The 23,636-nt window shown below is 69.0% G+C and carries 24 protein-coding genes and 4 tRNA genes; 21 read left to right on the forward strand and 7 right to left on the reverse strand.

The features are described 5' to 3' along the window. Positions 1-53: 53 nt before the first annotated feature. A complete protein-coding gene (locus ABT070_RS10475; RefSeq protein ID WP_351757599.1) occupies positions 54-1,307 on the reverse strand; it encodes an APC family permease in 1,254 nt (417 codons plus the stop codon). A gap of 185 nt (positions 1,308-1,492) precedes the next feature. Here ABT070_RS10475 and ABT070_RS10480 point away from each other — a divergent pair, with 185 nt between their 5' ends. Next, positions 1,493-1,759 carry a GlsB/YeaQ/YmgE family stress response membrane protein gene (locus tag ABT070_RS10480; protein ID WP_020132690.1) on the forward strand — a complete coding sequence of 89 codons (267 nt, stop codon included), beginning with the start codon at positions 1,493-1,495 and terminating at the stop codon, positions 1,757-1,759. A gap of 138 nt (positions 1,760-1,897) precedes the next feature. Here ABT070_RS10480 and ABT070_RS10485 read toward each other — a convergent pair whose 3' ends face one another. Continuing rightward, positions 1,898-2,386, reverse strand: coding sequence for a YajQ family cyclic di-GMP-binding protein (locus ABT070_RS10485; RefSeq protein ID WP_351757603.1), 489 nt, complete (start codon positions 2,384-2,386; stop codon positions 1,898-1,900). 225 nt (positions 2,387-2,611) lie between these two features. On the opposite strand from ABT070_RS10485, the gene ABT070_RS10490 reads away from it, so the two are divergent. Continuing rightward, a tRNA-Tyr gene (locus ABT070_RS10490) sits at positions 2,612-2,693 on the forward strand. 89 nt (positions 2,694-2,782) lie between these two features. Here the strand turns inward: ABT070_RS10490 and ABT070_RS10495 are convergent. Next, entirely contained in the window at positions 2,783-3,094 is a 312-nt protein-coding gene (locus ABT070_RS10495) for a hypothetical protein (protein WP_351757606.1), read from the reverse strand. Between the two features lie 98 nt (positions 3,095-3,192). Between ABT070_RS10495 and ABT070_RS10500 the strand changes: the two genes are divergently transcribed. Beyond that, complete coding sequence (locus ABT070_RS10500) at positions 3,193-3,414, forward strand: hypothetical protein (protein WP_351757608.1); 222 nt, start codon at positions 3,193-3,195, stop codon at positions 3,412-3,414. 13 nt (positions 3,415-3,427) lie between these two features. Here the strand turns inward: ABT070_RS10500 and ABT070_RS10505 are convergent, their stop codons facing one another. After that, complete coding sequence (locus ABT070_RS10505; RefSeq protein WP_351757610.1) at positions 3,428-4,084, reverse strand: SDR family oxidoreductase; 657 nt, start codon at positions 4,082-4,084, stop codon at positions 3,428-3,430. Between the two features lie 96 nt (positions 4,085-4,180). After that, positions 4,181-5,449: an amidohydrolase family protein gene (locus tag ABT070_RS10510; RefSeq protein WP_351757612.1), complete on the reverse strand. Its 1,269-nt coding sequence runs from the start codon at positions 5,447-5,449 to the stop codon at positions 4,181-4,183. Positions 5,450-5,718: 269 nt separating this feature from the next. Between ABT070_RS10510 and ABT070_RS10515 the strand changes: the two genes are divergently transcribed. From ABT070_RS10515 to ABT070_RS10550, 8 genes are all read left to right on the forward strand, one after another. Further along, a tRNA-Thr gene (locus tag ABT070_RS10515) sits at positions 5,719-5,791 on the forward strand. A gap of 46 nt (positions 5,792-5,837) precedes the next feature. After that, a tRNA-Met gene (locus ABT070_RS10520) sits at positions 5,838-5,910 on the forward strand. A gap of 89 nt (positions 5,911-5,999) precedes the next feature. After that, entirely contained in the window at positions 6,000-6,164 is a 165-nt protein-coding gene (rpmG, locus tag ABT070_RS10525) for a 50S ribosomal protein L33 (RefSeq protein WP_006347275.1), read from the forward strand. A 134-nt stretch (positions 6,165-6,298) separates the two neighbouring features. Beyond that, positions 6,299-6,781: an FAS1-like dehydratase domain-containing protein gene (locus ABT070_RS10530; protein ID WP_351757614.1), complete on the forward strand. Its 483-nt coding sequence runs from the start codon at positions 6,299-6,301 to the stop codon at positions 6,779-6,781. Between the two features lie 7 nt (positions 6,782-6,788). Further along, the gene (locus ABT070_RS10535; protein ID WP_351757617.1) at positions 6,789-7,217 is read left to right on the forward strand and encodes a MaoC family dehydratase; all 429 of its coding nucleotides are present in this window, start codon (positions 6,789-6,791) and stop codon (positions 7,215-7,217) included. Positions 7,218-7,320: 103 nt separating this feature from the next. Next, positions 7,321-7,890 carry a TetR/AcrR family transcriptional regulator gene (locus ABT070_RS10540; protein WP_351757619.1) on the forward strand — a complete coding sequence of 190 codons (570 nt, stop codon included), beginning with the start codon at positions 7,321-7,323 and terminating at the stop codon, positions 7,888-7,890. Positions 7,891-8,007: 117 nt separating this feature from the next. Further along, complete coding sequence (locus ABT070_RS10545) at positions 8,008-9,468, forward strand: DHA2 family efflux MFS transporter permease subunit (protein WP_351757622.1); 1,461 nt, start codon at positions 8,008-8,010, stop codon at positions 9,466-9,468. A 166-nt stretch (positions 9,469-9,634) separates the two neighbouring features. Beyond that, a complete protein-coding gene (locus ABT070_RS10550) occupies positions 9,635-10,690 on the forward strand; it encodes a UDP-N-acetylmuramate dehydrogenase (RefSeq protein ID WP_351757624.1) in 1,056 nt (351 codons plus the stop codon). Between the two features lie 13 nt (positions 10,691-10,703). Here ABT070_RS10550 and ABT070_RS10555 read toward each other — a convergent pair whose 3' ends face one another. Both ABT070_RS10555 and ABT070_RS10560 read right to left on the reverse strand, forming a co-directional pair. Further along, entirely contained in the window at positions 10,704-11,741 is a 1,038-nt protein-coding gene (locus tag ABT070_RS10555; RefSeq protein WP_351757627.1) for an adenosine deaminase, read from the reverse strand. Between the two features lie 194 nt (positions 11,742-11,935). Further along, positions 11,936-13,162 (reverse strand): pyridoxal phosphate-dependent aminotransferase, encoded by a 1,227-nt coding sequence (locus ABT070_RS10560; RefSeq protein ID WP_351757630.1) that lies wholly within the window; start codon positions 13,160-13,162, stop codon positions 11,936-11,938. A gap of 216 nt (positions 13,163-13,378) precedes the next feature. Here ABT070_RS10560 and ABT070_RS10565 point away from each other — a divergent pair. The 10 genes from ABT070_RS10565 to rpoB all read left to right on the forward strand — a co-directional run bounded on the left by ABT070_RS10565 (position 13,379) and on the right by rpoB (position 23,566). After that, positions 13,379-13,451: transfer RNA gene (locus tag ABT070_RS10565), tRNA-Trp, on the forward strand. A gap of 113 nt (positions 13,452-13,564) precedes the next feature. After that, on the forward strand, positions 13,565-13,852 hold the full coding sequence (gene secE, locus ABT070_RS10570) for a preprotein translocase subunit SecE (protein WP_189925267.1): 288 nt from the start codon (positions 13,565-13,567) through the stop codon (positions 13,850-13,852). Positions 13,853-13,932: 80 nt separating this feature from the next. Then, a complete protein-coding gene (gene nusG / locus ABT070_RS10575; RefSeq protein WP_351757632.1) occupies positions 13,933-14,793 on the forward strand; it encodes a transcription termination/antitermination protein NusG in 861 nt (286 codons plus the stop codon). A 193-nt stretch (positions 14,794-14,986) separates the two neighbouring features. Next, positions 14,987-15,421, forward strand: a complete 435-nt coding sequence (gene rplK, locus ABT070_RS10580) for a 50S ribosomal protein L11 (protein WP_020132675.1) — start codon at positions 14,987-14,989, stop codon at positions 15,419-15,421. A gap of 86 nt (positions 15,422-15,507) precedes the next feature. Then, complete coding sequence (rplA, locus tag ABT070_RS10585; RefSeq protein ID WP_171398899.1) at positions 15,508-16,233, forward strand: 50S ribosomal protein L1; 726 nt, start codon at positions 15,508-15,510, stop codon at positions 16,231-16,233. Positions 16,234-16,379: 146 nt separating this feature from the next. Beyond that, a complete protein-coding gene (locus ABT070_RS10590; RefSeq protein WP_351757636.1) occupies positions 16,380-17,288 on the forward strand; it encodes an SCO4651 family lipoprotein in 909 nt (302 codons plus the stop codon). A gap of 93 nt (positions 17,289-17,381) precedes the next feature. Next, on the forward strand, positions 17,382-18,203 hold the full coding sequence (locus tag ABT070_RS10595; protein ID WP_351757639.1) for an SCO4651 family lipoprotein: 822 nt from the start codon (positions 17,382-17,384) through the stop codon (positions 18,201-18,203). Positions 18,204-18,496: 293 nt separating this feature from the next. Next, positions 18,497-19,027: a 50S ribosomal protein L10 gene (gene rplJ, locus ABT070_RS10600; RefSeq protein WP_351757641.1), complete on the forward strand. Its 531-nt coding sequence runs from the start codon at positions 18,497-18,499 to the stop codon at positions 19,025-19,027. A 111-nt stretch (positions 19,028-19,138) separates the two neighbouring features. Continuing rightward, entirely contained in the window at positions 19,139-19,522 is a 384-nt protein-coding gene (gene rplL / locus ABT070_RS10605; RefSeq protein WP_189147766.1) for a 50S ribosomal protein L7/L12, read from the forward strand. Positions 19,523-20,080: 558 nt separating this feature from the next. Next, entirely contained in the window at positions 20,081-23,566 is a 3,486-nt protein-coding gene (gene rpoB / locus ABT070_RS10610) for a DNA-directed RNA polymerase subunit beta (RefSeq protein ID WP_351757644.1), read from the forward strand. Positions 23,567-23,636 lie beyond the last annotated feature (70 nt).

A 23,636-nucleotide genomic window follows, 5' to 3' on the forward strand; every position in this document is an offset into this window, starting at 1 on the left:
CCCGCTGGCGTCCGTAGCCGCCCTCGTACGGCTGCCGAGGGCCTGCCCAGCGCCTACCGCGTGCTCGCCCGGCGCCGCCGTACCCCGTAGGCGAGCGCGCCCGCCGCCAGCACCCCCGCCCCCACGAGCACCGAGGTCCTCGGAAGCGCGAACGCGAGGACCACGCAGCCCAGGAACCCCACCGCGGGCAGCACCCGCTTCGCCAGGGCCGGATCGAGGGTCCAGGCCGACGCGTTGGCCACCGCGTAGTACGTGAGCACACCGAAGGAGGAGAACCCGATCGCGCCCCGGACGTCCACCGTGGCGGCCAGGACCGCGACCACCGCGCCCACGGTGAGCTCGGCCCGGTGCGGTACCCGAAAGCGCGGATGCACGGCGGCCAGGGCGCCCGGCAGATGCCGGTCCCGGGCCATGGCCAGCGTCGTGCGGGAGACGCCCAGGACGAGGGCGAGGAGCGAGCCCAACGCCGCCACGGCCGCCCCGATCCGTACCACCGGCACCAGCGCGGGCACCCCCGCCGCCCGCACCGCGTCGGCCAGCGGGGCCGCCGCCCGTCCGAGATCGCCCGACCCCAGCACGGAAAGGACGGCGACCGCCACACACACGTACACGACCAGGGTGATCCCCAGGGCCAGGGGGATCGCATGGGGGATGGTGCGCGCCGGGTCACGCACCTCCTCACCGAGGGTCGCGATGCGTGCGTATCCGGCGAAGGCGAAGAACAGCAGGCCGGCGGCCGTCAGCACCCCGCCGAAGCCCCCGGAGACCCCGACGTTCAGCCGCCCCTCGTCGGACGCACCGGAGCCCAGGCACACGACCACCACGGAAGCGAGGACCGCCAGGACCACCGCCACGATCGCCCGCGTCAGCCAGGCCGACTTCTGGACGCCGCCGTAGTTCACCGCGGTCAGGGCCACCACGGCCGCGACCGCCACCGCGTGCGCCTCGCCCGGCCAGACGTACGCCCCGACCGTCAGAGCCATCGCCGCACAGGAGGCCGTCTTCCCGACCACGAACGACCAGCCCGCCAGATACCCCCAGAAGGCGCCGAGCCGCTCGCGCCCGTACACGTAGGTGCCGCCCGAGGCCGGATACAGGGCGGCGAGTCGCGCCGACGACATGGCGTTGCAGTAGGCGACCAGCGCGGCGAGCGCGAGTCCGAGCAGCAGCCCGGAGCCGGCGGCCTGCGCGGCGGGAGCGAGCGCCGCGAAGACACCGGCACCGATCATCGAGCCGAGCCCGATGACCACGGCGTCGCCGAGGCCGAGTGTCCGCCGCAGTTCGGCGCGCGATCCGGGCTGTGTCATGGGCCGCACCCTACTGATCGACGGAACCACCGCGTGCTGTCGTGACGTCGTCCCCATCGACACGACCGAACCCGCGTGCGACGCAGGACGCGGGGCGCGACGGAAACGAGCACAGCCCGTCCGGAGCGAGCGACATCACAGTGTCCGGACAGTGCGGGCACAGCACGGAAGGGCAGGTTCAGGACATGAGCATCATCAGCTGGATCATCCTCGGGTTGTTGGCCGGAGTCATCGCCAAGGTCCTGCTGCCGGGCCGCGACCCGGGCGGCTTCATCGGCACGACCCTCATCGGCGTCGCGGGCGCGTTCATCGGCGGCTGGATATCGGCCCGCTGGCTGGACCACCCCATCACCAAGGACTTCTACGACGGCGCGACCTGGGCCGCGGCGATCGGAGGTTCGCTGGTGCTGCTGATCGTCTATCGCCTGCTGTTCGGAAACTCGCGCGACTGAGCGCCTCTGCGGCGGGCGGCGGGACGAGAAGGGTGGGCATCCGACGGGTGCCCACCCTTGCTCGTGACCGTCCGGCCCGAATCCGGCCGTCCGGCCGCCTGGTCGTCTGTCCGGCCGCCCGGTGGGTCGTCCGGCCGACTACCGGTAGTTCACGAACTGAAGAGCGAAGTCGAAGTCCTGGCCCTTGAGCAGCGTGATGATGGTCTGGAGGTCGTCGCGGCTCTTGGAGCTGACACGCAGTTCCTCGCCCTGCACCTGGGCCTTCACACCCTTGGGGCCCTCGTCGCGGATGAGCTTCGCGACCTTCTTCGCGTTCTCCTGGGAGATGCCCTCCTTGATCTCCGCGAAGAGCTTGTACTCCTTGCCGGAGAGCTGGGGCTCGCCCGCCTCCAGGGCCTTGAGGGAGATCCCGCGCTTGATCAGCTTGGACTGGAAGACGTCGAGGACGGCGTTCACCCGGTCCTCGGAGTTCGCCTCCATCAGGATCTTGTCACCGGACCACGAGATCGAGGCGCCGACGCCCTTGAAGTCGTAGCGCTGCGAGATCTCCTTGGCGGCCTGGTTGAGGGCGTTGTCGACCTCCTGCCGCTCGACCTTCGAGACGATGTCGAAACTGGAGTCGGCCATGTCCTGTGGCTCCTTGTATCGGGGTGCGTGTCAGGTGCGTATCGGCGTGCGTGGGGGCGACCGCCGAGCCCGGCGTGATCCCGGGCCGCATCCGCACAAGCCTAGTCACCCCGCTCGCTCCGGGCGGCGAGGAATCAGGTGGCGAAGCACCCCTGGGCATCGGGTATCGTTTACGTCGTTGCCAGGGAGCACCGCCGAAAAGCGGTTCGAACAGGCAGCGAACCCGGCGGTGTGCCCGAGCGGCCAAAGGGAGCAGACTGTAAATCTGCCGGCTCAGCCTACCCAGGTTCGAACCCTGGCGCCGCCACGCTGAGAGAAGGAACCCCTCCGAACTGCGGAAACGCAGAGCGGAGGGGTTTTTTCGTATGCGGGGAGAAGCGTGGACGGCGGTGCGCCTCACGTTCCTTCGGCGGAGCCCTCCGGGGGTTCGGCAGTTCCCGGCGAGGGGCTCTTCGCCGCTCTTTTCACCTCTGCCTCGATGTCGTTGCGTGGTCTGTTCTCGTCCTTGGCGTGTTCGGTCACCGCGGCCTGTACGTCGCGGGCGAGGTCGCGCCAGGCGCGCCAGGCGGTTTCGTAGGTGTCGGTCTGGATCTCCGGCCAGGGGGTGGCCGTGGGTGCGCCGTACGTGTCCCGCAGCGCTTCGACCCTCGCGTGTGCCTCGTCGGCCGCGCGTTGCTTCTCCACGAGTTCCTCGAAGGTATGTGCCACGTGTACGGATGCTAGGGAGGTGATCGCACTTCCGCGCGGCGAGCGGCGCGCGTCCCGCCGTGGGGTACCCGCGTGGCCCACTGGGGCAGACTGACCACATGTCCAGCGCGTCCAGCCGTCGTAGAACCTGCCCCGTATGCCGTCGCGAGATCGCCGTCGTCGCCGGACGGTTCGCCCGGCACGACCCGTCGGCGGCGCGCGGAACCGGGGAGCTCGTCTCCTGCCCCGGCTCGCGCAGCGCGGCACAACTGGGCGCGGCCCAGCCGTCGTTGGACGGGTATGTGGTTCCGGAGTTCCCTGGGCAGTTGCCCCTCTTCTAGCGGGCGGGCTTCCTCAGTTCCCCGCCACCGCCTTGACCGCCACCGGTACCGGCGCCGAGCCGCCGACGAGCTCCAGGGTGAGGCCGGACGTCGCCGGGGTGTCCAGCAGTTCGGCCAGCACGGCGGCCACGTCGTCGCGCGGGACGGGACCGCGGCCCGTGCGGGCCTCCAGGCGGACCAGACCGGTGCCGGCGTCGTCCGTCAGCGCGCCGGGACGCAGGATCGTCCAGTCGAGGGAGTCCAGGCCCTGCACATGCGCGTCCGCCGCGCCCTTGGCGCGCAGATAGACGTCGAAGACCTCGTCGCCCCGGTGGCCCGGGTCCGCGCCCATGGACGACACGACCACGAAGCGCCGTACGCCCGCCCGGACCGCCGCGTCCGCGAACAGGACGGCCGCGCCCTTGTCCACGCTGTCCTTGCGGCCCACCTCGCTGCCCGGACCGGCACCCGCAGCGAAGACCGCCGCGTCGGCGCCCCGCAGCCGCTCCGCGACCTCCTCGACGGACGCCGACTCCAGGTCCAGGACGACCGGTTCGGCGCCGGCCGCCCGCAGGTCGTCGCCCTGTTCCGCCTTGCGGATGATCCCCGCGACCTCGTCCCCGCGCGCGGCGAGCAGACGCTCCAGCCGCAGCGCGATCTGACCATGACCACCAGCGATGACAATGCGCATGCTTCCGACCGTACGCCCGGACAACCGCATCCGCCGCATGACTTCACCCGGGACCCGGCACGGCCCGGCCCAACTCCCCGCCCCGTCCCCGCTGTCCTACGACGGTCCCCCTCGCCCCTGCCTCGGCAGGCCCCACTCCGGGGCGGCCGTCGAGCCGCGGTACTCGCGGACCGCGCTCGTGCGGGCCACCACGCGGCCCTGGTGGATCACGATCCTGCTGTACGCCAGGGACAGGGCGCCCGCCAGCCGGTCGCCGCGGACGGCCAGGAGGTCGGCCGGGAAGCCCGCCTCCACCCGGACCTCGGGGAGGCCCAGCGCGGCCCGGGCTGACGTGCTCACGGCGTCGTAGGCGTCCTCGGCGCGCAGACCGTGGCGGGAGGCGAGCAGGTAGGCCGCCTCCAGGGGGTCGCCGCGGCCGACCGGGTTGGAGACGTCCCGCAACGCCCCGCTGCCCGCCGCGACCCGCACTCCGGCGGCGCGCAACAGCCGTACGGGCGCCGCGTCCCGGTGGTCGACGGTGCCGCAGCCGCCCTGGGGGAGGCAGACCACCGTCACGCCGGCGGCGGCGAGTTGGTCGGCGGTGCGGGTGGCCGCCTCGGCGGGGAGGTCGTCGAGGCCGCCGCAGGGACCCAGGGTGACGCCGGGGCGCAGGCCGCCGGCCATCGCGGCGAGGCGGGCGAGGCGGGCCGGGTCGGCGGCGTCGGTGTGCAGGTCGACGGGGCAGCCGTGCTCGGAGGCGACCTCCAGGACGGTCTCCACGTAGCCCGTCGGGTCCGGGTCCAGGTCCGGGCAGCCGCCCACCACCGAGGCGCCCATCTTGACCGCGTCCCGCAGCATCGCGAGCCCGTCCGCCCCGGCCGCCCCGGTCAGCACCCGGGGCATCGCCACCGTCGTCAGTTCGGCCAGCCCGCGCAGCGAACGCCGGGCCTGCAGCACGGCGGCCAGCGCGCCGAGGCCCTGGACGTCGCCCACGTGCACATGTGCGCGCAGTGCCGTCGCGCCGTGGCCCAGTTGCAGCAGCGCGGCCTCCGTGGCACGGCGTTGGACGTCCTCGGGGGCGTACGAGACCGGGCCGTCGACGTCGGCCGTGAGCGCGGTGTCGGCGTGCGCGTGCGGTTCGGCGGGGGCGGGGAGCAGGAGGTAGCCGCCGAGGTCCACGCGCGTTCCGCCGCGGGCGGGGCCGGTCGTCAGGCTGCCCGCCGTGCCGACCGCCTCGATGCGCCCGCGGCCCAGCCGTACGTCCACGGTCCGGCCGTCCGTCAGGCGCGCCCCGCACAGCAGGAGGGCGGCCGGGTCCGGCGAACCTCCCGGGACGCCGGACGAGGACGACGGCCAAGGGGGCGGCTGCGGCTGGCTGTCGGGCATCGCGCTCCATGGGCTCGGCTCGGGACTGCGCGGGGACGCGGGTGACACGCGGTCGCGGGGACGCAAGATCACGCAGAGTGAGTCGAGCCTAGGACGGCGTTTCGGCGCGAGCGGGGAGGAGCGTAATAGTCGTACCGGTGTGGTCCGGCGTTCGGGAGGGGCTCGGGAGGCCGCCGGGACCTTGGGGAATCAGGGCTCGGGCGGTCCCGGAGGCCCCGCGAAACGGATTTGGGTGAACGGCTGCGGACCGTGTAATGTCTTCATCGCTCGCCCCAATAGCTCAGTCGGTAGAGCGTCTCCATGGTAAGGAGAAGGTCTACGGTTCGATTCCGTATTGGGGCTCTGGTGGGTGAGGTTCCCGTCGCAAGGCGGGACCTGATCCCATCAAAGCGGTGTAGCTCAGTCGGTAGAGCAAGCGGCTCATAATCGCTGTGTCACCGGTTCAAGTCCGGTCACCGCTACTGACGGTAGCCGATTGCGGGGTCGGTCCTTCGATCGGCTACTCTTCTATGCGTAATATTGTCCCATCCGTTCGTCAAGGAGCACTCCTGTGGCTGCCACCGACGTCCGCCCGAAGATCACGCTGGCCTGCGTGGAGTGCAAGGAGCGGAACTACATCACCAAGAAGAACCGGCGTAACAACCCGGACCGACTGGAGATGAAGAAGCACTGCCCGCGTTGCAAGGCGCACACCGCGCACCGCGAAACGCGATAAATCAGGCTCGTATGCGAGGCCGTCCCCGAGTGATCGGGGGCGGCCTCGTGTCGTTGAACGACCTGTACCGATCAGTAGAGCAACGCTGAGCAGTAGAGCGACAAGCAGCAGAGCAACCAGGAGGTGCCGAGGCCATGGCGCTCGACCAGTCCTTCGTCGGGCGGACCTACCCGCCCACCGATCCCTATGAGGTCGGTCGGGAGAAGATCCGCGAGTTCGCCGAGGCCGTGGGCGACGCCAACCCGGCGTACACCGACCCGGACGCCGCCAAGGCGCTCGGGTACGCCGATGTGATCGCGCCGCCGACCTTCGTGTTCTCGATCACCTTCAAGGCGGCGGGTCAGGTCGTCCAGGACCCCCAGCTGGGCCTCGACTACAGCCGGGTGGTGCACGGCGACCAGAAGTTCGCCTACCGGCGCCCGGTGACCGCCGGTGACCGGCTCACGGTCGTCTCGACCATCGAAGCGGTCAAGTCCATGGCCGGCAACGACATCCTGGACATCCGCGGCGAGGTCCACGACGAGAGCGGCGAGCACGTCGTGACCGCCTGGACCAAGCTCGTCGCCCGCGCGGCGGAGCCGGCGGAATCCGTGGACGCCACGGACGGGAAGGCGTGAGGAACCGATGACGGCGAAGATCGCTTACGACGATGTCGAGGTCGGCACCGAACTGCCGGCCCGGTCCTTTCCCGTGAACCGCGCCACGCTGGTGCAGTACGCGGGTGCCTCCGGGGACTTCAACCCCATCCACTGGAACGAGAAGTTCGCCAAGGAGGTGGGCCTGCCGGACGTCATCGCGCACGGCATGTTCACCATGGCCGAGGCGATCCGCGTCGTCACCGACTGGACCGGCGACCCGGGCGCGGTCGTCGACTACGGCGTCCGCTTCACCAAGCCCGTCGTCGTGCCGAACGACGACAACGGTGCCGTGATCGAGGTCACCGGCAAGGTGGGCGCCAAGCTCGACGACAACACCGTGCGGGTCGACCTGACCGTGACCAGCGGTGGGCTGAAGGTGCTCGGGATGTCCCGGGCGGTCGTACGGCTGGCCTGATCGCGAGGCGGCAGACGACGTAAGGGGCGTCCTCCATGAGGGGGCGCCCCTTACGCGTCGGCGGGTCTTGACGTAGTTAGTGATTGAGTACTAACTTAGCCGCATGGTCAGGATGAGTGCAGACGAGAGGCGTGAGAGCGTCATCCGCGCGGCGACGGCCGAGTTCGCGCGGGGCGGCTATCACGGCACGTCCACCGAGGCGATCGCCAAGCGCGTGGGTGTCTCGCAGCCGTATCTCTTCCGGCTCTTCCCGGGCAAGAAGGCGATCTTCCTCGCGGCGACGGAGCGTTGCATCGAGGACACCATCCAGACGTTCGCGGAGGCCGCCGAGGGGCTGGAGGGCGAAGAGGTCCTGCATGCCATGGCCAACGCGTACACCAGGCTCATCGCGGAGCGGCCCGAACGGCTGATGATGCAGATGCAGATGTACGTCGCGGTGGCCGCCGCCGAGGCGGAGGGTGACCACGGGTTCGGCGAGGCCGTGCGCGCCGGATGGATGCGGCTCTGGGACACCGTCCATCTGCCCCTCGGCGCCGACGTGAACGAGACGACGACCTTCATGGCGTACGGCATGCTCGTCAACTGCCTGGTGGCCATGGGGTTCTCACCCGAACACCGGGTCTGGGAAGGGTTGTATCCGTCGGCTCGGATCAAGGGCCGGCTGGAGAAGTAGTGCCGACGAGGCGGTTCGACGTGGCCTCTGACGGATGCCTTTGGTGGGCGCCTTTTCATGGGCGTCAAAGTTAGTCATCAATTACTAATCGAAGTTGGACCACCCGCTGGGGGAGCGATGTCACAGCAGACAGCACGTCGCGGGGGAGCCGTCTGGGCCCTCGTCATCACCAGCGTCGCCGGATTCATGGCGGCACTCGACAACCTCGTCGTCACCACCGCCCTGCCGTCGATCCGCGAGGATCTCGGCGGCGGGCTGGGCGACCTCGAATGGACCGTGAGCGCCTACACGCTCACCTTCGCCGTGCTGCTGATGTTCGGCGCGGCGCTCGGCGACCGGTTCGGCCGTCGGCGGATGTTCATCGCCGGGCTCACCGTCTTCACCGCCGCCTCCGCCGCCGCGGCCATGGCGCCCGGCATCGGCTCCCTCATCGCCGCCCGCGCGGTCCAGGGCGTCGGCGCCGCCGTCATGATGCCGCTGACGCTCACCCTGCTCACGGCCGCCGTGCCCGCCGCGAAGCGCGGGATGGCCTACGGCATCTGGGGCGCCGTCAACGGACTCGCGGTCGCCTCCGGACCGCTCATCGGCGGCAGCCTCACCGAACACGTCTCCTGGCACTGGATCTTCTGGCTGAACGTTCCGCTGGGCCTCGCCCTGCTGCCGCTCGCCCGGCTGCGCCTCGCCGAGTCCTACGGCACCGGTGCCCCGCTCGACTTCCCCGGCACCCTGCTCGCCAGCGGCGGCCTCTTCGGGATCGTCTACGGCCTGGTGCGCGGGCCGGCCGACGGCTGGAGCAGCCCGCTCGTGCTGACCGGTCTGTTCGCCGGTGCCGTCCTGCTCGTCGGGTTCGTCCTGCACGGGCTGCGGGCCAAGAACCCCATGCTGCCGATGCGCCTCTTCCGGTCCCGCGCCTTCGCGGGGATCAACGCCGCGAGCCTGCTGATGTTCCTCGGGATGTTCGGCTCGATCTTCCTGCTCAGCCAGTACATGCAGGGCGTCCTCGGCTACTCGCCCACCGAGGCGGGCCTCAGGATGCTGCCCTGGACCGGTATGCCGATGCTCGTCGCCCCGATCGCTGGCATCCTCTCCGACCGAGTCGGAGGCCGGCCGGTCGTCGCCACCGGGCTCTTCCTCCAGGCCGCCGGTCTCGGCTGGATGGCCGCCGTGGCGACCGTCGACGCCTCCTACGCCGTCCAGCTGCCCGGCCTGATCATCAGCGGCATCGGCATGGCGCTGTTCTTCGCCCCGGCCTCCAACCTGGTGATGTCCAGCGTCCGGCCGCAGGAACAGGGGATCGCCTCCGGCGCCAACAACGCGCTGCGGGAGGTCGGCGGGGCCCTCGGTATCGCGATCATGGCGTCGATCTTCTCGGCGCAGGGCGGCTACGAGTCCGGCCCGGCCTTCGTCGACGGACTGCGGCCCGCGCTGGTCACGGGCTCGGCCGTGGTGGCACTCGCCGGGATCGCCGCCCTGCTGATACCGGGCCGGCGGCGCGCGGACCTCGCGACGACGGACTCCGGGGCGGAGCCCGAGGCGGACGCCGCGGCGGCGCCCGTGCTGGAGCCCGCCGCCCGCTGAGACGCACGGCACAGGAAGTGCCCCTACACACCCGGCACGCGCGCGTACGGTCCCGTCCACCTCGGCGGGGCCGTACGCGCGCGTGCCGTCGCGACGGGCGGGTGGAGCGGGCGGTCGGAGCCGGGGGAGGGCGGGGCTGTCGGTGGTGTCTCGTAGTCTTGGGCGCGTGCAGGAACTCCGCGATGCCCCGCTCGCCCCGCTGACCACCTTCCGGCTGGGCGGTCCCGCCACCAGGCTGGTGACCGCGACGACCGACGCCGAGGTGGTCGCCGCCGTGCGCGAGGCCGACGCCGACGGCACGCCGCTGCTGATCGTCGGCGGTGGCTCGAACCTCGTCATCGGCGACAAGGGCTTCGAGGGCACCGCCCTGCGGATCGCCACGCGCGGCCGCGAGCTCGTCGGGACACGACTGGAGCTGGCCGCCGGCGAGATCTGGACCGACGCCGTCGCCCACACCGTGGAGGCCGGGCTGGCCGGCGTCGAGTGCCTGGCCGGCATCCCCGGCTCGGCGGGCGCGACCCCGATCCAGAACGTGGGGGCGTACGGCCAGGAGGTCTCCACGACGATCACCGAGGTGATCGCCTACGACCGCCGGGCGGGCGAGACGGTCGCGCTCACCAACGAGGAGTGCGCCTTCTCCTACCGGCACAGCCGCTTCAAGGCCGACCCCGAGCGGTATGTCGTCCTGCGCGTCCGCTTCGAACTGGAGGACGCGGACGGGCTGTCGGCGCCCCTGAAGTACGCCGAGACGGCACGCGCGCTGGGCGTCGGGCCCGGAGACCGGGTCCCGCTCGCGGAGGCCCGCGAGACCGTGCTGAAGCTGCGCGCCGGGAAGGGCATGGTCCTCGACCCCGAGGACCACGACACCTGGTCGGCCGGCTCCTTCTTCACCAACCCGATCCTCACCGACGCCGACTTCGCCGTGTTCCACGCGCGCGTGCGGGAGCGCCTGGGCGACGGCGCGGAGCCGCCCGCCTATCCGGCGGGGGAGGGGCACACCAAGACCTCTGCCGCATGGCTGATCGACAAGGCGGGCTTCACCAAGGGGTACGGCAGCGGGCCCGCCCGTATCTCCACCAAGCACACCCTCGCCCTCACCAACCGCGGCGCGGCCACCACGGAGGACCTGCTGGCGCTGGCCCGCGAGGTCGTGGCCGGGGTGCGCGAGGCCTTCGGGGTCACGCTGGTCAACGAGCCCGTGATGGTGGGCGCCGGGCTCTAGGCCCCGGCCGGGCCTACGGCTCGTACGCCAGCCAGTCGTCCACGCCTGCCAGCAGCTTCGCCCTGACGTCCTCCGGGGCCGCCGACCCCCGTACCGACTGCCGGGCCAGTTCCGCCAACTCCTCGTCGGTGAAGGCGTGGTGGCGGCGGGCGATCTCGTACTGGGCCGCCAGGCGCGAGCCGAACAGCAGCGGGTCGTCGGCGCCCAGGGCCATCGGCACCCCGGCCTCGAAGAGCGTCCGCAGCGGCACGTCCTCCGGCTTCTCGTACACCCCCAGCGCCACGTTCGACGCCGGGCACACCTCGCAGGTCACCCCCCGGTCGGCGAGCCTCTTCAGCAGCCGCGGATCCTCGGCCGCCCGCACTCCGTGCCCCAGCCGGTTCGCGTCCAGGTCGTCCAGACAGTCACGGACGGACGAGGGGCCGGTCAACTCGCCGCCGTGCGGGGCGGACAGCAGCCCGCCCTCCCGCGCGATCGCGAAGGCCCGGTCGAAGTCCCTCGCCATGCCCCGGCGTTCGTCGTTGGACAGCCCGAAACCGACCACTCCCCGGTCCGCGTACCGCACGGCCAGCCGGGCCAGCGTGCGGGCGTCCAGCGGGTGCTTCATCCGGTTCGCCGCGACCAGTACCCGGATACCGAGCCCGGTGTCGCGCGAGGCCGTCTCCACCGCGTCCAGGATGATCTCCAGCGCCGGGATGAGCCCGCCCAGCCGGGGCGCGTAGGACGTCGGGTCCACCTGGATCTCCAGCCAGCCCGAGCCGTCCTTCACATCCTCCTCGGCGGCCTCCCGCACCAGCCGCTGGATGTCCTCCGGCTGCCGTAGGCACGACCGCGCCGCGTCGTACAGGCGCTGGAAGCGGAACCAGCCCCGTTCGTCCGTGGCCCGCAGCTTCGGCGGCTCCCCGCTGGTCAGCGCCTCGGTCAGCGCCTCCGGCAGGCGCACGCCGTACTTGTCGGCCAGTTCCAGCACGGTGGTGGCCCGCATCGACCCGGTGAAGTGCAGGTGCAGATGGGCTTTCGGCAGCTCAGAGACATCACGTACACGCTCCATTCCAGGATCCTGCCGTACCTTCCGGTCGTCCCGGTAGCGCTTTCCCCGATAGTGGTCTTGCTCGCACTCAGACACGAGGAAAGTGCGGGCCCGAAGAGAGCGCGGTCAGGAAGACACGCGGACACGCGGACACGAAGAAACGGGCCGCCTCCCCTGAGGGAGACGGCCCGCACGCGCGCGTGAGGACGAGGACGTCAGTCCCTGGCCTCCGCCAGCAGCTTCTGGATACGGCTCACGCCCTCGACGAGGTCCTCGTCGCCCAGCGCGTACGACAGCCGCAGATAGCCCGGCGTGCCGAAGGCCTCGCCCGGCACCACCGCGACCTCCGCCTCCTCCAGGATGAGCGCGGCCAGCTCGACCGAGTCCTGCGGACGCTTGCCGCGGATCTCCTTGCCGAGCAGCGCCTTCACGGACGGGTACGCGTAGAACGCGCCCTCGGGCTCCGGGCAGAGGACGCCGTCGATCTCGTTCAGCATCCGCACGATCGTCTTGCGACGGCGGTCGAAGGCCTCGCGCATCGTCTCGACGGCCGACAGGTCGCCGGAGACCGCGGCCAGCGCGGCGATCTGCGCCACGTTGGAGACGTTCGAGGTGGCGTGCGACTGGAGGTTCGTGGCGGCCTTGACGACGTCCTTCGGGCCGATGATCCAGCCCACCCGCCAGCCGGTCATCGCGTACGTCTTCGCGACGCCGTTGACCACGATGCACTTGTCGCGCAGCTCGGGGAGGATCCCCGGCAGCGAGGTGAACTTCGCGTCGCCGTAGACGAGGTGCTCGTAGATCTCGTCCGTCATCACCCACAGGCCGTGCTCGACGGCCCAGCGGCCGATCGCCTCGGCGTCCTCGGCGTTGTAGACCGCGCCGGTCGGGTTGGACGGGGAGACGAAGAGCACGACCTTCGTGTTCTCCGTGCGGGCCGCCTCCAGCTGCTCGACCGAGACCCGGTAACCGGTCGTCTCGTCGGCCACGACCTCCACCGGGACACCGCCGGCCAGCCGGATGGACTCGGGGTAGGTCGTCCAGTACGGAGCCGGGACGATGACCTCGTCGCCCGGGTCGAGGATCGCGGCGAAGGCGTTGTAGATCGCCTGCTTGCCGCCGTTGGTGACCAGGATCTGCGAGGCGTCCACCTCGTAGCCCGAGTCACGCAGCGTCTTCGCGGCGATGGCGGCCTTCAGCTCGGGGAGACCACCGGCCGGCGTGTAGCGGTGGTACTTCGGGTTCTTACAGGCCTCGACGGCCGCCTCGACGACATAGTCCGGGGTCGGGAAGTCGGGTTCGCCCGCGCCGAAGCCGATCACCGGACGTCCGGCGGCCTTCAGGGCCTTGGCCTTGGCGTCCACGGCAAGGGTGGCGGACTCGGAGATCGCGCCGACGCGGGCGGAGACCCGGCGCTCGGTGGGAGAGGTTGCAGCGCTCATGGCACCCATGGTTTCAGACCGGAAACCGGCCCGGCACACGGGTTTCACGGACTGGTCAGCCGACTGAACATCAGAGTGATTCCGATCAAGGCCGCTTTCCGTTCGACGAGGCGCTCAAGACCACGTACACTCACACGTCGTTGGCCTTCAACAGCCGCGCCCCAACAGGTGCACACCGAGCACTCGGTCGGATGCGGTACGTTGGGGAACACACAAAGGGTCGTAGCTCAATTGGTAGAGCACTGGTCTCCAAAACCAGCGGTTGGGGGTTCAAGTCCCTCCGGCCCTGCTACACACTCCTTCACCAGGATGTGTGCGCAGCGCATGTACGTACAGCAATGCATCGCCGTGCGGCTCAGACCGGGCGCGGCACGGCCACGACCCGGGAACAGGTGAGGACGAATGGCGGATGCCGTGGGCTCCATCGACACGCCTGATGCCCAGGACGAGTTGCCTGAGGCGCAGAAGAAGACCCGCAAGGGCGGCAAGCGCGCCAAGAAGGGCCCGCTGAAGCGTCTCGCGCTCTTCTATCGCCAGATCGTCGCCGAACTTCGCAAGGTCGTATGGCCCACGCGGAGTCAGCTGACGACGTACACGACCGTGGTGATCGTCTTCGTGGTCATCATGATCGGCCTGGTGACCGTGATTGACTATGGACTCAGCCACGCCGCCAAATACGTTTTTGGCTGAGCCTAGAGCGAAGGGCGCCGAGGTATCCGGCGCCCCTTTCGCATGTTCCACCCCTATGTATCCAGGAAGAAGCAGCCACCGTGTCTGACCAGAACCTGAACGACGCCATCGAGCCGGACGAGTCCGTGGACGACGAGCTCGAAATCGTCGAGGGCGCGGACGAGGTGGACGAGTTCGAGGCTGCCGAGGCCGAAGCGGGCGAACCCGCGGAGGAAGCCGCACTCCACGTCGAGGACGAGGAAGCCGACGAGGACGTCGAGGCCGAGGACACCGAGGCCGAGGACGTCGTCGACGAGGCCGAGGAAGAAGCGCCGGCCGAGCCCGTCGACCCCGTTGTCGCCCTGCGCGAGGAGCTGCGCACCCTCCCCGGCGAGTGGTACGTCATCCACACGTACGCCGGCTACGAGAACCGCGTGAAGACCAACCTGGAGCAGCGCGCCGTCTCGCTGAACGTCGAGGACTACATCTTCGCGGCCGAGGTGCCGCAGGAAGAGGTCGTCCAGATCAAGAACGGCGACCGCAAGACCATCCGTCAGAACAAGCTGCCCGGCTACGTGCTGGTGCGCATGGACCTGACGAACGAGTCCTGGGGCGTCGTCCGCAACACTCCCGGCGTCACCGGCTTCGTGGGCAACGCGTACGACCCGTACCCGCTGACCCTGGACGAGATCGTCAAGATGCTCGCTCCGGAGGCCGAGGAGAAGGCCGCGCGCGAGGCCGCCGAGGCCGAGGGCAAGCCGGCTCCGGCCCGCAAGGTCGAGGTCCAGGTGCTGGACTTCGAGGTGGGCGACTCGGTCACCGTCACCGACGGCCCGTTCGCCACGCTCCAGGCCACGATCAACGAGATCAACGCCGACTCGAAGAAGGTCAAGGGCCTTGTCGAGATCTTCGGCCGCGAGACCCCGGTCGAGCTGAGCTTCGACCAGATCCAGAAGAACTAGCCTCCTCTGGAGCACAAGCCTCCGATCAGGTCAGACCATGCTCTCGCTGAGGGTGCCTCCCGCTTGCGGGGGACGGTCTGACCTGCTCGGTTTTTGGCCGCGCATGGATACCCGTTATCGTTGTGCGGTATGCCTCCATCCGGATCATCCGGACCGGACGGCTGAAAACTCTCACTAGGACCCGGAGAGAGCAATGCCTCCCAAGAAGAAGAAGGTCACGGGGCTCATCAAGCTCCAGATCAACGCTGGTGCGGCCAACCCGGCCCCGCCGGTCGGCCCCGCGCTCGGCCAGCACGGCGTCAACATCATGGAGTTCTGCAAGGCCTACAACGCCGCGACCGAGTCGCAGCGTGGCTGGGTGATCCCGGTGGAGATCACGGTCTACGAAGACCGCTCCTTCACCTTCATCACCAAGACGCCGCCGGCCGCGAAGATGATCCTCAAGGCCGCTGGTGTCGAGAAGGGCTCGGGCGAGCCGCACAAGACCAAGGTCGCCAAGATCACCGAGGCGCAGGTCCGTGAGATCGCCACGACCAAGCTTCCCGACCTGAACGCCAACGACCTGGACGCCGCGTCGAAGATCATCGCCGGCACCGCCCGCTCCATGGGCATCACGGTCGAGGGCTGATCACCAGCCCCGTAGCACCTTCGTAGCACCGTGGCAGGGCCTGCTCGGCCCGTACCACGACTCCTCAGAAAACATCAGGAGCAGTAGTGAGCAAGCGCAGCAAGTCCCTCCGCGCTGCGGACGCCAAGGTCGACCGGGAGAAGCTCTACGCCCCGCTCGAGGCCGTCCGTCTCGCCAAGGAGACCTCCACGAGCAAGTACGACGGCACCGTCGAGGTCGCCTTCCGCCTGGGTGTCGACCCGCGCAAGGCCGACCAGATGGTCCGTGGCACCGTGAACCTGCCGCACGGCACCGGCAAGACCGCCCGGGTCCTGGTCTTCGCGACCGGTGACCGTGCTGCGGCCGCGGAGGCCGCGGGCGCCGACATCGTCGGCTCCGACGAACTGATCGACGAGGTCGCGAAGGGCCGTCTGGACTTCGACGCCGTCGTCGCCACCCCGGACCTCATGGGCAAGGTCGGCCGCCTCGGCCGCGTGCTCGGTCCGCGTGGTCTGATGCCGAACCCGAAGACCGGCACGGTCACCCCCGACGTGGCCAAGGCCGTCACGGAGATCAAGGGCGGAAAGATCGAGTTCCGCGTCGACAAGCACTCGAACCTGCACTTCATCATCGGCAAGGTGTCCTTCGACGACACCAAGCTGGTGGAGAACTACGGTGCGGCTCTGGAGGAGATCCTCCGTCTGAAGCCGTCCGCCGCCAAGGGTCGTTACATCAAGAAGGCCGCGATCAGCTCCACGATCGGCCCCGGCATCCTGGTGGACCCGAACCGCACCCGCAACCTTCTCGTCGAGGAGGACCCGGCCGCGGTCTGAGCCCCACAGCTCACCCTCAGTCGGTGACGAGCCCCGCAACCTTTCGAGGTGCGGGGCTCGTCCCTTTTGCCGTACGTCTCTTTTTCGTACGACTGTCAGTGCTGTGCGTTAGCGTTCAGTGACAGGAATCCATGGGGGTGGGACGAATGAAGTGCACGACCCTACGCCGTGCGGGCCTCTCGGTCGCCGCGGCGGCCCTGCTGACGGGTGTGACGGCCTGTGGCGGTGGCTCCGGCGGTTCCGGGGGCTCCGGCGGCTCCGAGAAGAGCGCGGACGGCAGTCCCCGGCTCAGCCCCGTCGCGGCCCTGCGCACCGCCGAGAAGTCCACCGACGGCGCCGACTCCGCGAAGGTGGAGTCGACCACGAGCATGGGCTCGGTGATGTCGATGACCGCCGACGGCGCCCTCGGCTGGGGGGACGGCCTCACCGGCACTCTCACCATCACGTACACCGGCGGCACCATGGCCGACACCATGCGCCAGATGGGCACCACGTCGATGGAGGCCCGCTATCTGCCCGACGCCTACTACGCGAGGATGGGCGACACCTTCGCGGCGCAGGCCGGCGGCAAGCACTGGATCCGATACGCGTACGACGACCTGGAGAGCCTCGGCGGCAGCTCCGGGGCGTATCTGAAGGACCAGATGCAGAACACCACCCCGAACCAGTCGGTGAAGCTGCTGCTGGCCTCCGGGGACGTGCGGGAGGTCGGCGAGGAGAAGGTGCGGGGACAGCGGACCACGCACTACTCGGGGACGGTCGAGGTGGCGGACCTCGCCGAGAAGAACTCCAGCCTCAGCCGGAGCCAGCTCGACGACCTGAAGAAGACGCTGGAGCAGGCCGGCGTCACCACCGAGACGGTCGACATCTGGGTCGACGACCGGGATCTGCTGGTCAAGAAGGTCGAGAAGGGCGAGACCACGGCGGGCGCCTACACCCAGACCGCGTACTACAGCGACTACGGCACCGAGGTCTCCGCCGAGGTGCCCCCGGCGAGCGACACCGCGGACTTCTCGGAGCTGGTGAAGCTGCAGGGGGCGGGTACCGGCTCGTAAATCACGGGACCTCGCCCGATCCCCTGGGATACGTTCACGGTCTTGCTGTTAATCGACCGTGTGTTCGCTGTATGGGGTTCTGGGGGAAGTTGGATGAGGTCTTCCGTGGGTGTCCTCGGGCTGTCCGCGCTGCTCGTCGCCGGGTGTGCCGGGGCGGGCGGCACGGAGGGCGGGGGTGGCTCGGCCGCCGAGGCCGCGGTCACCCGGGCCGCGGAGAAGGCGGAGCAGGCCGTGTCCCTGCGCTACCGCATGACCGGCCGGACGCCGGAGGAAGGCCGCATCAAGGCCGAGGCCGCGATCGGCACCGAGCCGCCGGTCATGAGCCTGAAGTCCACCGTGCTCAGTGGACCCGATCAGGGCACGGGCGAGTTCCGGCTGGTCAGCGGGGTGCTGTACGTGGGCTCCGACGAAGCAGGTGAGGGCGGCAAGCACTGGATCAAGTTCGGGGCGCCGGGCAGCTCCGACACTCCCAGCGGGATCAAGGTCGACACCGGCACGATGGTGGACCGGGTCCGGGAGAACCCCTCCCACGAGGGTGGCTTCCTCGCCGCGGCCGACGACCTGAAGAAGGCCGGCTCCGAGACCGTCGAGGGCGTGCGCACCACCCGCTACACGGGCACGGCCACCGTCGACGACATCCGCGCCTCCTACGAGGACGAGGACAAGGGCGTCCGGCAGCGGACCGAGAAGAGCCTCGCCCAGTACGAGAAGCAGGGTGTGGACGAACTCACCATGGACCTGTGGGTCGACGCGGAGGACCGTACGCGGCAGCTGCGGGTGCAGGGCTTCGGGCGGCACGGCGAGCTCGACCTCACCATCACGTTCCTCGACTTCGGCAAGCCCGTGACCGTGAAGGTGCCGCCCGCCTCGGACACGCTGGACATGGCCGAGGAGCTGAAGAAGGCCCGGGACTGAGGTCCGGACAGCCCCCGTACGGGCGGATTTGCTTGACGGCGCCCCGTTCACGTACGCTCCTCGAGAAGCCAAAGACCGCTGGTCGTTGCCGTGCTCTCGCAAGAGGGGGCGGTGGCCGAAGGATCCGCTGCAATGCGGACGACCCGCGCAGGTGTCAGTGGATACGCTCCCGGACGAAATCCTTCCACGGAATTCATTCGGTCGAGTCACGCCCCGTGCGCCTGCGCCGGGGCGTTTCGTTGTCCCAGCCCCTTCTGAGCGGTCCTCATCACCCGGAAGGAGGCCGACGCTCTATGGCAAGGCCCGACAAGGCTGCCGCGGTAGCCGAGCTGACGGACGCGTTCCGCAGCTCGAACGCCGCCGTGCTGACCGAGTACCGGGGTCTCACCGTGGCGCAGCTCAAGACGCTGCGTCGTTCGCTCGGTGAGAACGCCCAGTACGCCGTGGTGAAGAACACGCTGACCAAGATTGCGGCCAACGAGGCCGGGATCACGACGCTCGACGACCTGTTCAATGGTCCGACGGCAGTCGCCTTCATCACCGGTGACCCGGTGGAGTCGGCGAAGGGTCTTCGTGACTTCGCCAAGGACAACCCGAACCTCGTCATCAAGGGCGGTGTCCTTGACGGCAAGGCGCTGTCCGCCGACGAGATCAAGAAGCTTGCGGACCTCGAGTCCCGCGAGGTTCTGCTCAGCAAGCTGGCGGGTGCCTTCAAGGGTAAGCAGACTCAGGCTGCTCAGCTCTTCCAGGCGCTTCCCTCGAAGCTCGTCCGCACCGTGGACGCTCTTCGTGCCAAGCAGGCCGAGCAGGGCGGTGCCGAGTAACTCGGCTCGCACTTTGACCGCCGCCTGACGTGGCGGTCGACGCGGGCCGAACGTACGCCCGCCGACATGTACATCCGGCACCTGCCGAATTGAATGGAAGGATCGCCCACCATGGCGACGAAGCTGTCCCAGGAAGAGCTGCTCGCGCAGTTCGAGACCCTCACCCTCATCGAGCTCTCCGAGTTCGTGAAGGCGTTCGAGGAGAAGTTCGACGTCACCGCCGCCGCCGCGGTCGCCGCTGCCCCGGCCGGCCCGGCCGCCGCCGCTGAGGTCGCCGAGGAGCAGGACGAGTTCGACGTCGTCCTCACCGGCGCCGGCGAGAAGAAGATCCAGGTCATCAAGGTCGTGCGTGAGCTGACCTCCCTGGGCCTGAAGGAGGCCAAGGACCTCGTCGACGGCGCTCCGAAGCCCGTCCTCGAGAAGGTCGCGAAGGAGGCCGCCGAGAAGGCTGCCGAGTCCCTCAAGGCCGCCGGCGCCTCCGTCGAGGTCAAGTAACACCTCCCGGTCGGCGACGACCGGACGCGAAGGCTGAATCAGTCCCTCCGGGGCTGTAACGCTCACGCACCGAAGAGCGATCATCCATCTGGGTGGTCGCTCTTCGGCGTTCCTGGGAGCGCGGCCACGGTTGCCTCACACCTGCTTGACCGGGGGGTATGGTGATCTTCATCGTGTCTCCGAGCGCCCGAGTTCGCGCAGGGGGGCCTTGACGAACCGCACGCAGCGCGCAATTCTCAGGACGCGTCGTCACAAGGATCCGAATCCGAGGCATGGATCGACGGCGGAGAGGGCAGTATCACCGTGCGTTGAGGACTAGCAGACCGAGGGCGTTGAGAACTACGAGGGTCTCGAAAAACCCGCACTGGACATCAGTGTGCCAAGTGGCTACACTGACCCTTTGCGCTGCCTGTTAGCTGTTCCCTGCCCGTCACCAGGGGCATGCCCTCACTTGAGCCCGGACGACCAGACAATCCCTCACCTGGGATTTCTGTCTCTGTGCGCAGGAGGGGAGCCGGTACGCGCGTAGTGAGTCCGAGCCCTCGGAAGGACCCCCTCTTGGCCGCCTCGCGCAACGCCTCGATCGCGAATACGAACAACGCCGCCAGCACCGCCCCGCTGCGCATCTCCTTTGCAAAGATCAGGGAGCCCCTCGAGGTTCCGAACCTTCTCGCGCTGCAGACCGAGAGCTTTGACTGGCTGCTCGGCAACGACGCATGGAAGGGTCGCGTCGAGGCCGCTCTGGAGTCCGGTCAGGACGTCCCCACCAAGTCCGGTCTGGAAGAGATCTTCGAGGAGATCTCGCCGATCGAGGACTTCTCCGGGTCGATGTCGCTGACCTTCCGCGACCACCGTTTCGAGCCTCCGAAGAACAGCATCGACGAGTGCAAGGACCGCGACTTCACGTACGCGGCCCCGCTCTTCGTGACGGCCGAGTTCACCAACAACGAGACCGGCGAGATCAAGTCCCAGACGGTCTTCATGGGCGACTTCCCGCTCATGACCAACAAGGGCACCTTCGTCATCAACGGCACCGAGCGTGTCGTGGTGTCGCAGCTGGTCCGTTCGCCGGGCGTCTACTTCGACTCCTCGATCGACAAGACGTCCGACAAGGACATCTTCTCCGCCAAGGTGATCCCCTCCCGGGGTGCCTGGCTGGAGCTCGAGATCGACAAGCGCGACATGGTCGGTGTGCGTATCGACCGCAAGCGCAAGCAGTCCGTCACCGTCCTTCTGAAGGCTCTCGGCTGGACCACCGAGCAGATCCTCGAGGAGTTCGGCGAGTACGAGTCCATGCGCGCCACCCTGGAGAAGGACCACACCCAGGGCCAGGACGACGCGCTGCTGGACATCTACCGCAAGCTGCGTCCGGGCGAGCCGCCGACCCGTGAGGCCGCGCAGACGCTGCTCGAGAACCTCTACTTCAACCCCAAGCGCTACGACCTGGCCAAGGTCGGCCGCTACAAGGTCAACAAGAAGCTCGGTGGCGAGGCCCCGCTCAACGCGGGTGTCCTGACCGTCGAGGATGTCATCGCGACCATCAAGTACCTGGTCAAGCTGCACGCCGGGGAGACCGAGACGGTCGGCGAGTCCGGTCGCTCGATCATGGTCGAGACCGACGACATCGACCACTTCGGCAACCGTCGTATCCGCAGCGTCGGCGAGCTCATCCAGAACCAGGTCCGTACGGGTCTGGCTCGTATGGAGCGCGTCGTGCGTGAGCGCATGACGACCCAGGACGTCGAGGCGATCACGCCGCAGACCCTGATCAACATCCGGCCGGTCGTCGCCTCCATCAAGGAGTTCTTCGGCACCAGCCAGCTGTCCCAGTTCATGGACCAGAACAACCCGCTGTCGGGTCTGACGCACAAGCGTCGTCTCAACGCCCTCGGCCCGGGTGGTCTCTCCCGTGAGCGGGCCGGCTTCGAGGTCCGTGACGTGCACCCGTCCCACTACGGACGCATGTGCCCGATCGAGACCCCCGAAGGCCCGAACATCGGTCTGATCGGTTCGCTCGCCTCCTACGGCCGCGTCAACGCGTTCGGTTTCGTGGAGACGCCGTACCGCCGGGTCACCGAGGGTGTCGTCACCGACGAGGTCGACTACCTGACGGCCGACGAAGAGGACCGGTTCGTCATCGCGCAGGCCAACGCCACGCTCGACGACGACCTGCGCTTCACCGAGAACCGCGTCCTGGTCCGCCGCCGTGGCGGCGAGGTCGACTACGTCCCCGGTGACGACGTGGACTACATGGACGTCTCGCCGCGCCAGATGGTGTCGGTCGCGACCGCCATGATCCCGTTCCTCGAGCACGACGACGCCAACCGTGCCCTCATGGGCGCGAACATGATGCGTCAGGCCGTGCCGCTCATCAAGAGCGAGGCCCCGCTCGTCGGCACCGGCATGGAGTACCGCTCCGCCGTCGACGCCGGCGACGTGGTCAGGGCCGAGAAGGACGGTGTGGTCCAGGAGGTCTCCGCGGACTACATCACCACGACCAACGACGACGGCACGTACATCACGTACCGCCTGGCCAAGTTCTCCCGCTCCAACCAGGGCACCTCGGTCAACCAGAAGGTCATCGTCAACGAGGGCGACCGGATCATCACCGGTCAGGTCCTCGCCGACGGCCCGGCCACCGAGAACGGCGAGATGGCCCTGGGCAAGAACCTGCTCGTGGCGTTCATGCCGTGGGAGGGTCACAACTACGAGGACGCGATCATCCTGTCGCAGCGCCTCGTGCAGGACGACGTCCTCTCCTCGATCCACATCGAGGAGCACGAGGTCGACGCCCGTGACACCAAGCTCGGCCCGGAGGAGATCACCCGGGACATCCCGAACGTCTCCGAGGAGGTCCTCGCCGACCTCGACGAGCGCGGCATCATCCGTATCGGTGCCGAGGTCGTCGCCGGCGACATCCTCGTCGGCAAGGTCACGCCCAAGGGCGAGACCGAGCTGACGCCGGAGGAGCGCCTGCTGCGCGCGATCTTCGGTGAGAAGGCCCGTGAGGTCCGTGACACCTCGCTGAAGGTGCCCCACGGCGAGATCGGCAAGGTCATCGGCGTCCGCGTCTTCGACCGTGAGGAAGGCGACGAGCTGCCGCCGGGCGTGAACCAGCTGGTTCGGGTCTACGTGGCGCAGAAGCGCAAGATCACGGACGGTGACAAGCTCGCCGGCCGCCACGGCAACAAGGGTGTCATCTCCAAGATCCTGCCCATCGAGGACATGCCGTTCCTCGAGGACGGGACCCCGGTCGACATCATCCTCAACCCGCTGGGTGTGCCGTCCCGAATGAACCCGGGACAGGTGCTGGAGATCCACCTCGGCTGGCTCGCCAGCCGCGGCTGGGACGTCTCCGGTCTCGGCGAGGACTGGGCGAAGCGTCTCCAGGGCATCGGCGCCGACCAGGTCGCCCCGGGTACCAACGTGGCCACCCCGGTCTTCGACGGTGCGCGTGAGGACGAGCTCGCGGGCCTGCTGAACCACACCATCCCGAACCGCGACGGCGACCGCATGGTGCTCCCGACCGGCAAGGCGCGGATGTTCGACGGCCGCTCCGGCGAGCCGTTCCCGGAGCCGGTCTCGGTCGGCTACATGTACATCCTGAAGCTGCACCACCTGGTCGACGACAAGCTGCACGCCCGTTCGACCGGTCCGTACTCGATGATCACCCAGCAGCCGCTGGGTGGTAAGGCGCAGTTCGGCGGTCAGCGTTTCGGCGAGATGGAGGTGTGGGCGCTGGAGGCTTATGGCGCCGCGTACGCCCTCCAGGAACTGCTGACGATCAAGTCCGACGACGTCACCGGCCGCGTGAAGGTCTACGAGGCCATCGTCAAGGGCGAGAACATCCCCGAGCCTGGCATCCCCGAGTCCTTCAAGGTGCTCATCAAGGAGATGCAGTCTCTCTGCCTGAACGTGGAGGTGCTGTCCAGTGACGGTATGTCCATCGAGATGCGTGACACCGACGAGGATGTCTTCCGCGCTGCGGAGGAGCTCGGCATCGACCTGTCCCGGCGTGAGCCGAGCAGCGTCGAAGAGGTCTGACGGGAGTTCGGCAGGGCTCACGAAGTTGAGCCCTGCCGGCCCCAGGACCCCCGTATCAGACCCCAAGACT

It is taken from the genome of Streptomyces sp. NPDC002884 (genome assembly GCF_040295245.1).
In the GTDB taxonomy this organism is placed as follows: Bacteria; Actinomycetota; Actinomycetes; order Streptomycetales; family Streptomycetaceae; genus Streptomyces.

Bases quoted from the DNA above. Each gene is read 5' to 3' on its own strand.
- ABT070_RS10475 (WP_351757599.1), bottom strand. From the start codon at position 1,307: ATGACACAGCCCGGATCGCGCGCCGAACTGCGGCGGACACTCGGCCTC.
- ABT070_RS10480 (WP_020132690.1), top strand. From the start codon at position 1,493: ATGAGCATCATCAGCTGGATCATCCTCGGGTTGTTGGCCGGAGTCATC.
- ABT070_RS10485 (WP_351757603.1), bottom strand. From the start codon at position 2,386: ATGGCCGACTCCAGTTTCGACATCGTCTCGAAGGTCGAGCGGCAGGAG.
- ABT070_RS10500 (WP_351757608.1), top strand. From the start codon at position 3,193: ATGTCCAGCGCGTCCAGCCGTCGTAGAACCTGCCCCGTATGCCGTCGC.
- ABT070_RS10505 (WP_351757610.1), bottom strand. From the start codon at position 4,084: ATGCGCATTGTCATCGCTGGTGGTCATGGTCAGATCGCGCTGCGGCTG.
- ABT070_RS10510 (WP_351757612.1), bottom strand. From the start codon at position 5,449: ATGCCCGACAGCCAGCCGCAGCCGCCCCCTTGGCCGTCGTCCTCGTCC.
- ABT070_RS10530 (WP_351757614.1), top strand. From the start codon at position 6,299: ATGGCGCTCGACCAGTCCTTCGTCGGGCGGACCTACCCGCCCACCGAT.
- ABT070_RS10535 (WP_351757617.1), top strand. From the start codon at position 6,789: ATGACGGCGAAGATCGCTTACGACGATGTCGAGGTCGGCACCGAACTG.
- ABT070_RS10540 (WP_351757619.1), top strand. From the start codon at position 7,321: ATGGTCAGGATGAGTGCAGACGAGAGGCGTGAGAGCGTCATCCGCGCG.
- ABT070_RS10545 (WP_351757622.1), top strand. From the start codon at position 8,008: ATGTCACAGCAGACAGCACGTCGCGGGGGAGCCGTCTGGGCCCTCGTC.
- ABT070_RS10555 (WP_351757627.1), bottom strand. From the start codon at position 11,741: ATGGAGCGTGTACGTGATGTCTCTGAGCTGCCGAAAGCCCATCTGCAC.
- ABT070_RS10560 (WP_351757630.1), bottom strand. From the start codon at position 13,162: ATGAGCGCTGCAACCTCTCCCACCGAGCGCCGGGTCTCCGCCCGCGTC.
- secE (WP_189925267.1), top strand. From the start codon at position 13,565: ATGGCGGATGCCGTGGGCTCCATCGACACGCCTGATGCCCAGGACGAG.
- rplK (WP_020132675.1), top strand. From the start codon at position 14,987: ATGCCTCCCAAGAAGAAGAAGGTCACGGGGCTCATCAAGCTCCAGATC.
- ABT070_RS10590 (WP_351757636.1), top strand. From the start codon at position 16,380: ATGAAGTGCACGACCCTACGCCGTGCGGGCCTCTCGGTCGCCGCGGCG.
- ABT070_RS10595 (WP_351757639.1), top strand. From the start codon at position 17,382: ATGAGGTCTTCCGTGGGTGTCCTCGGGCTGTCCGCGCTGCTCGTCGCC.
- rplJ (WP_351757641.1), top strand. From the start codon at position 18,497: ATGGCAAGGCCCGACAAGGCTGCCGCGGTAGCCGAGCTGACGGACGCG.
- rplL (WP_189147766.1), top strand. From the start codon at position 19,139: ATGGCGACGAAGCTGTCCCAGGAAGAGCTGCTCGCGCAGTTCGAGACC.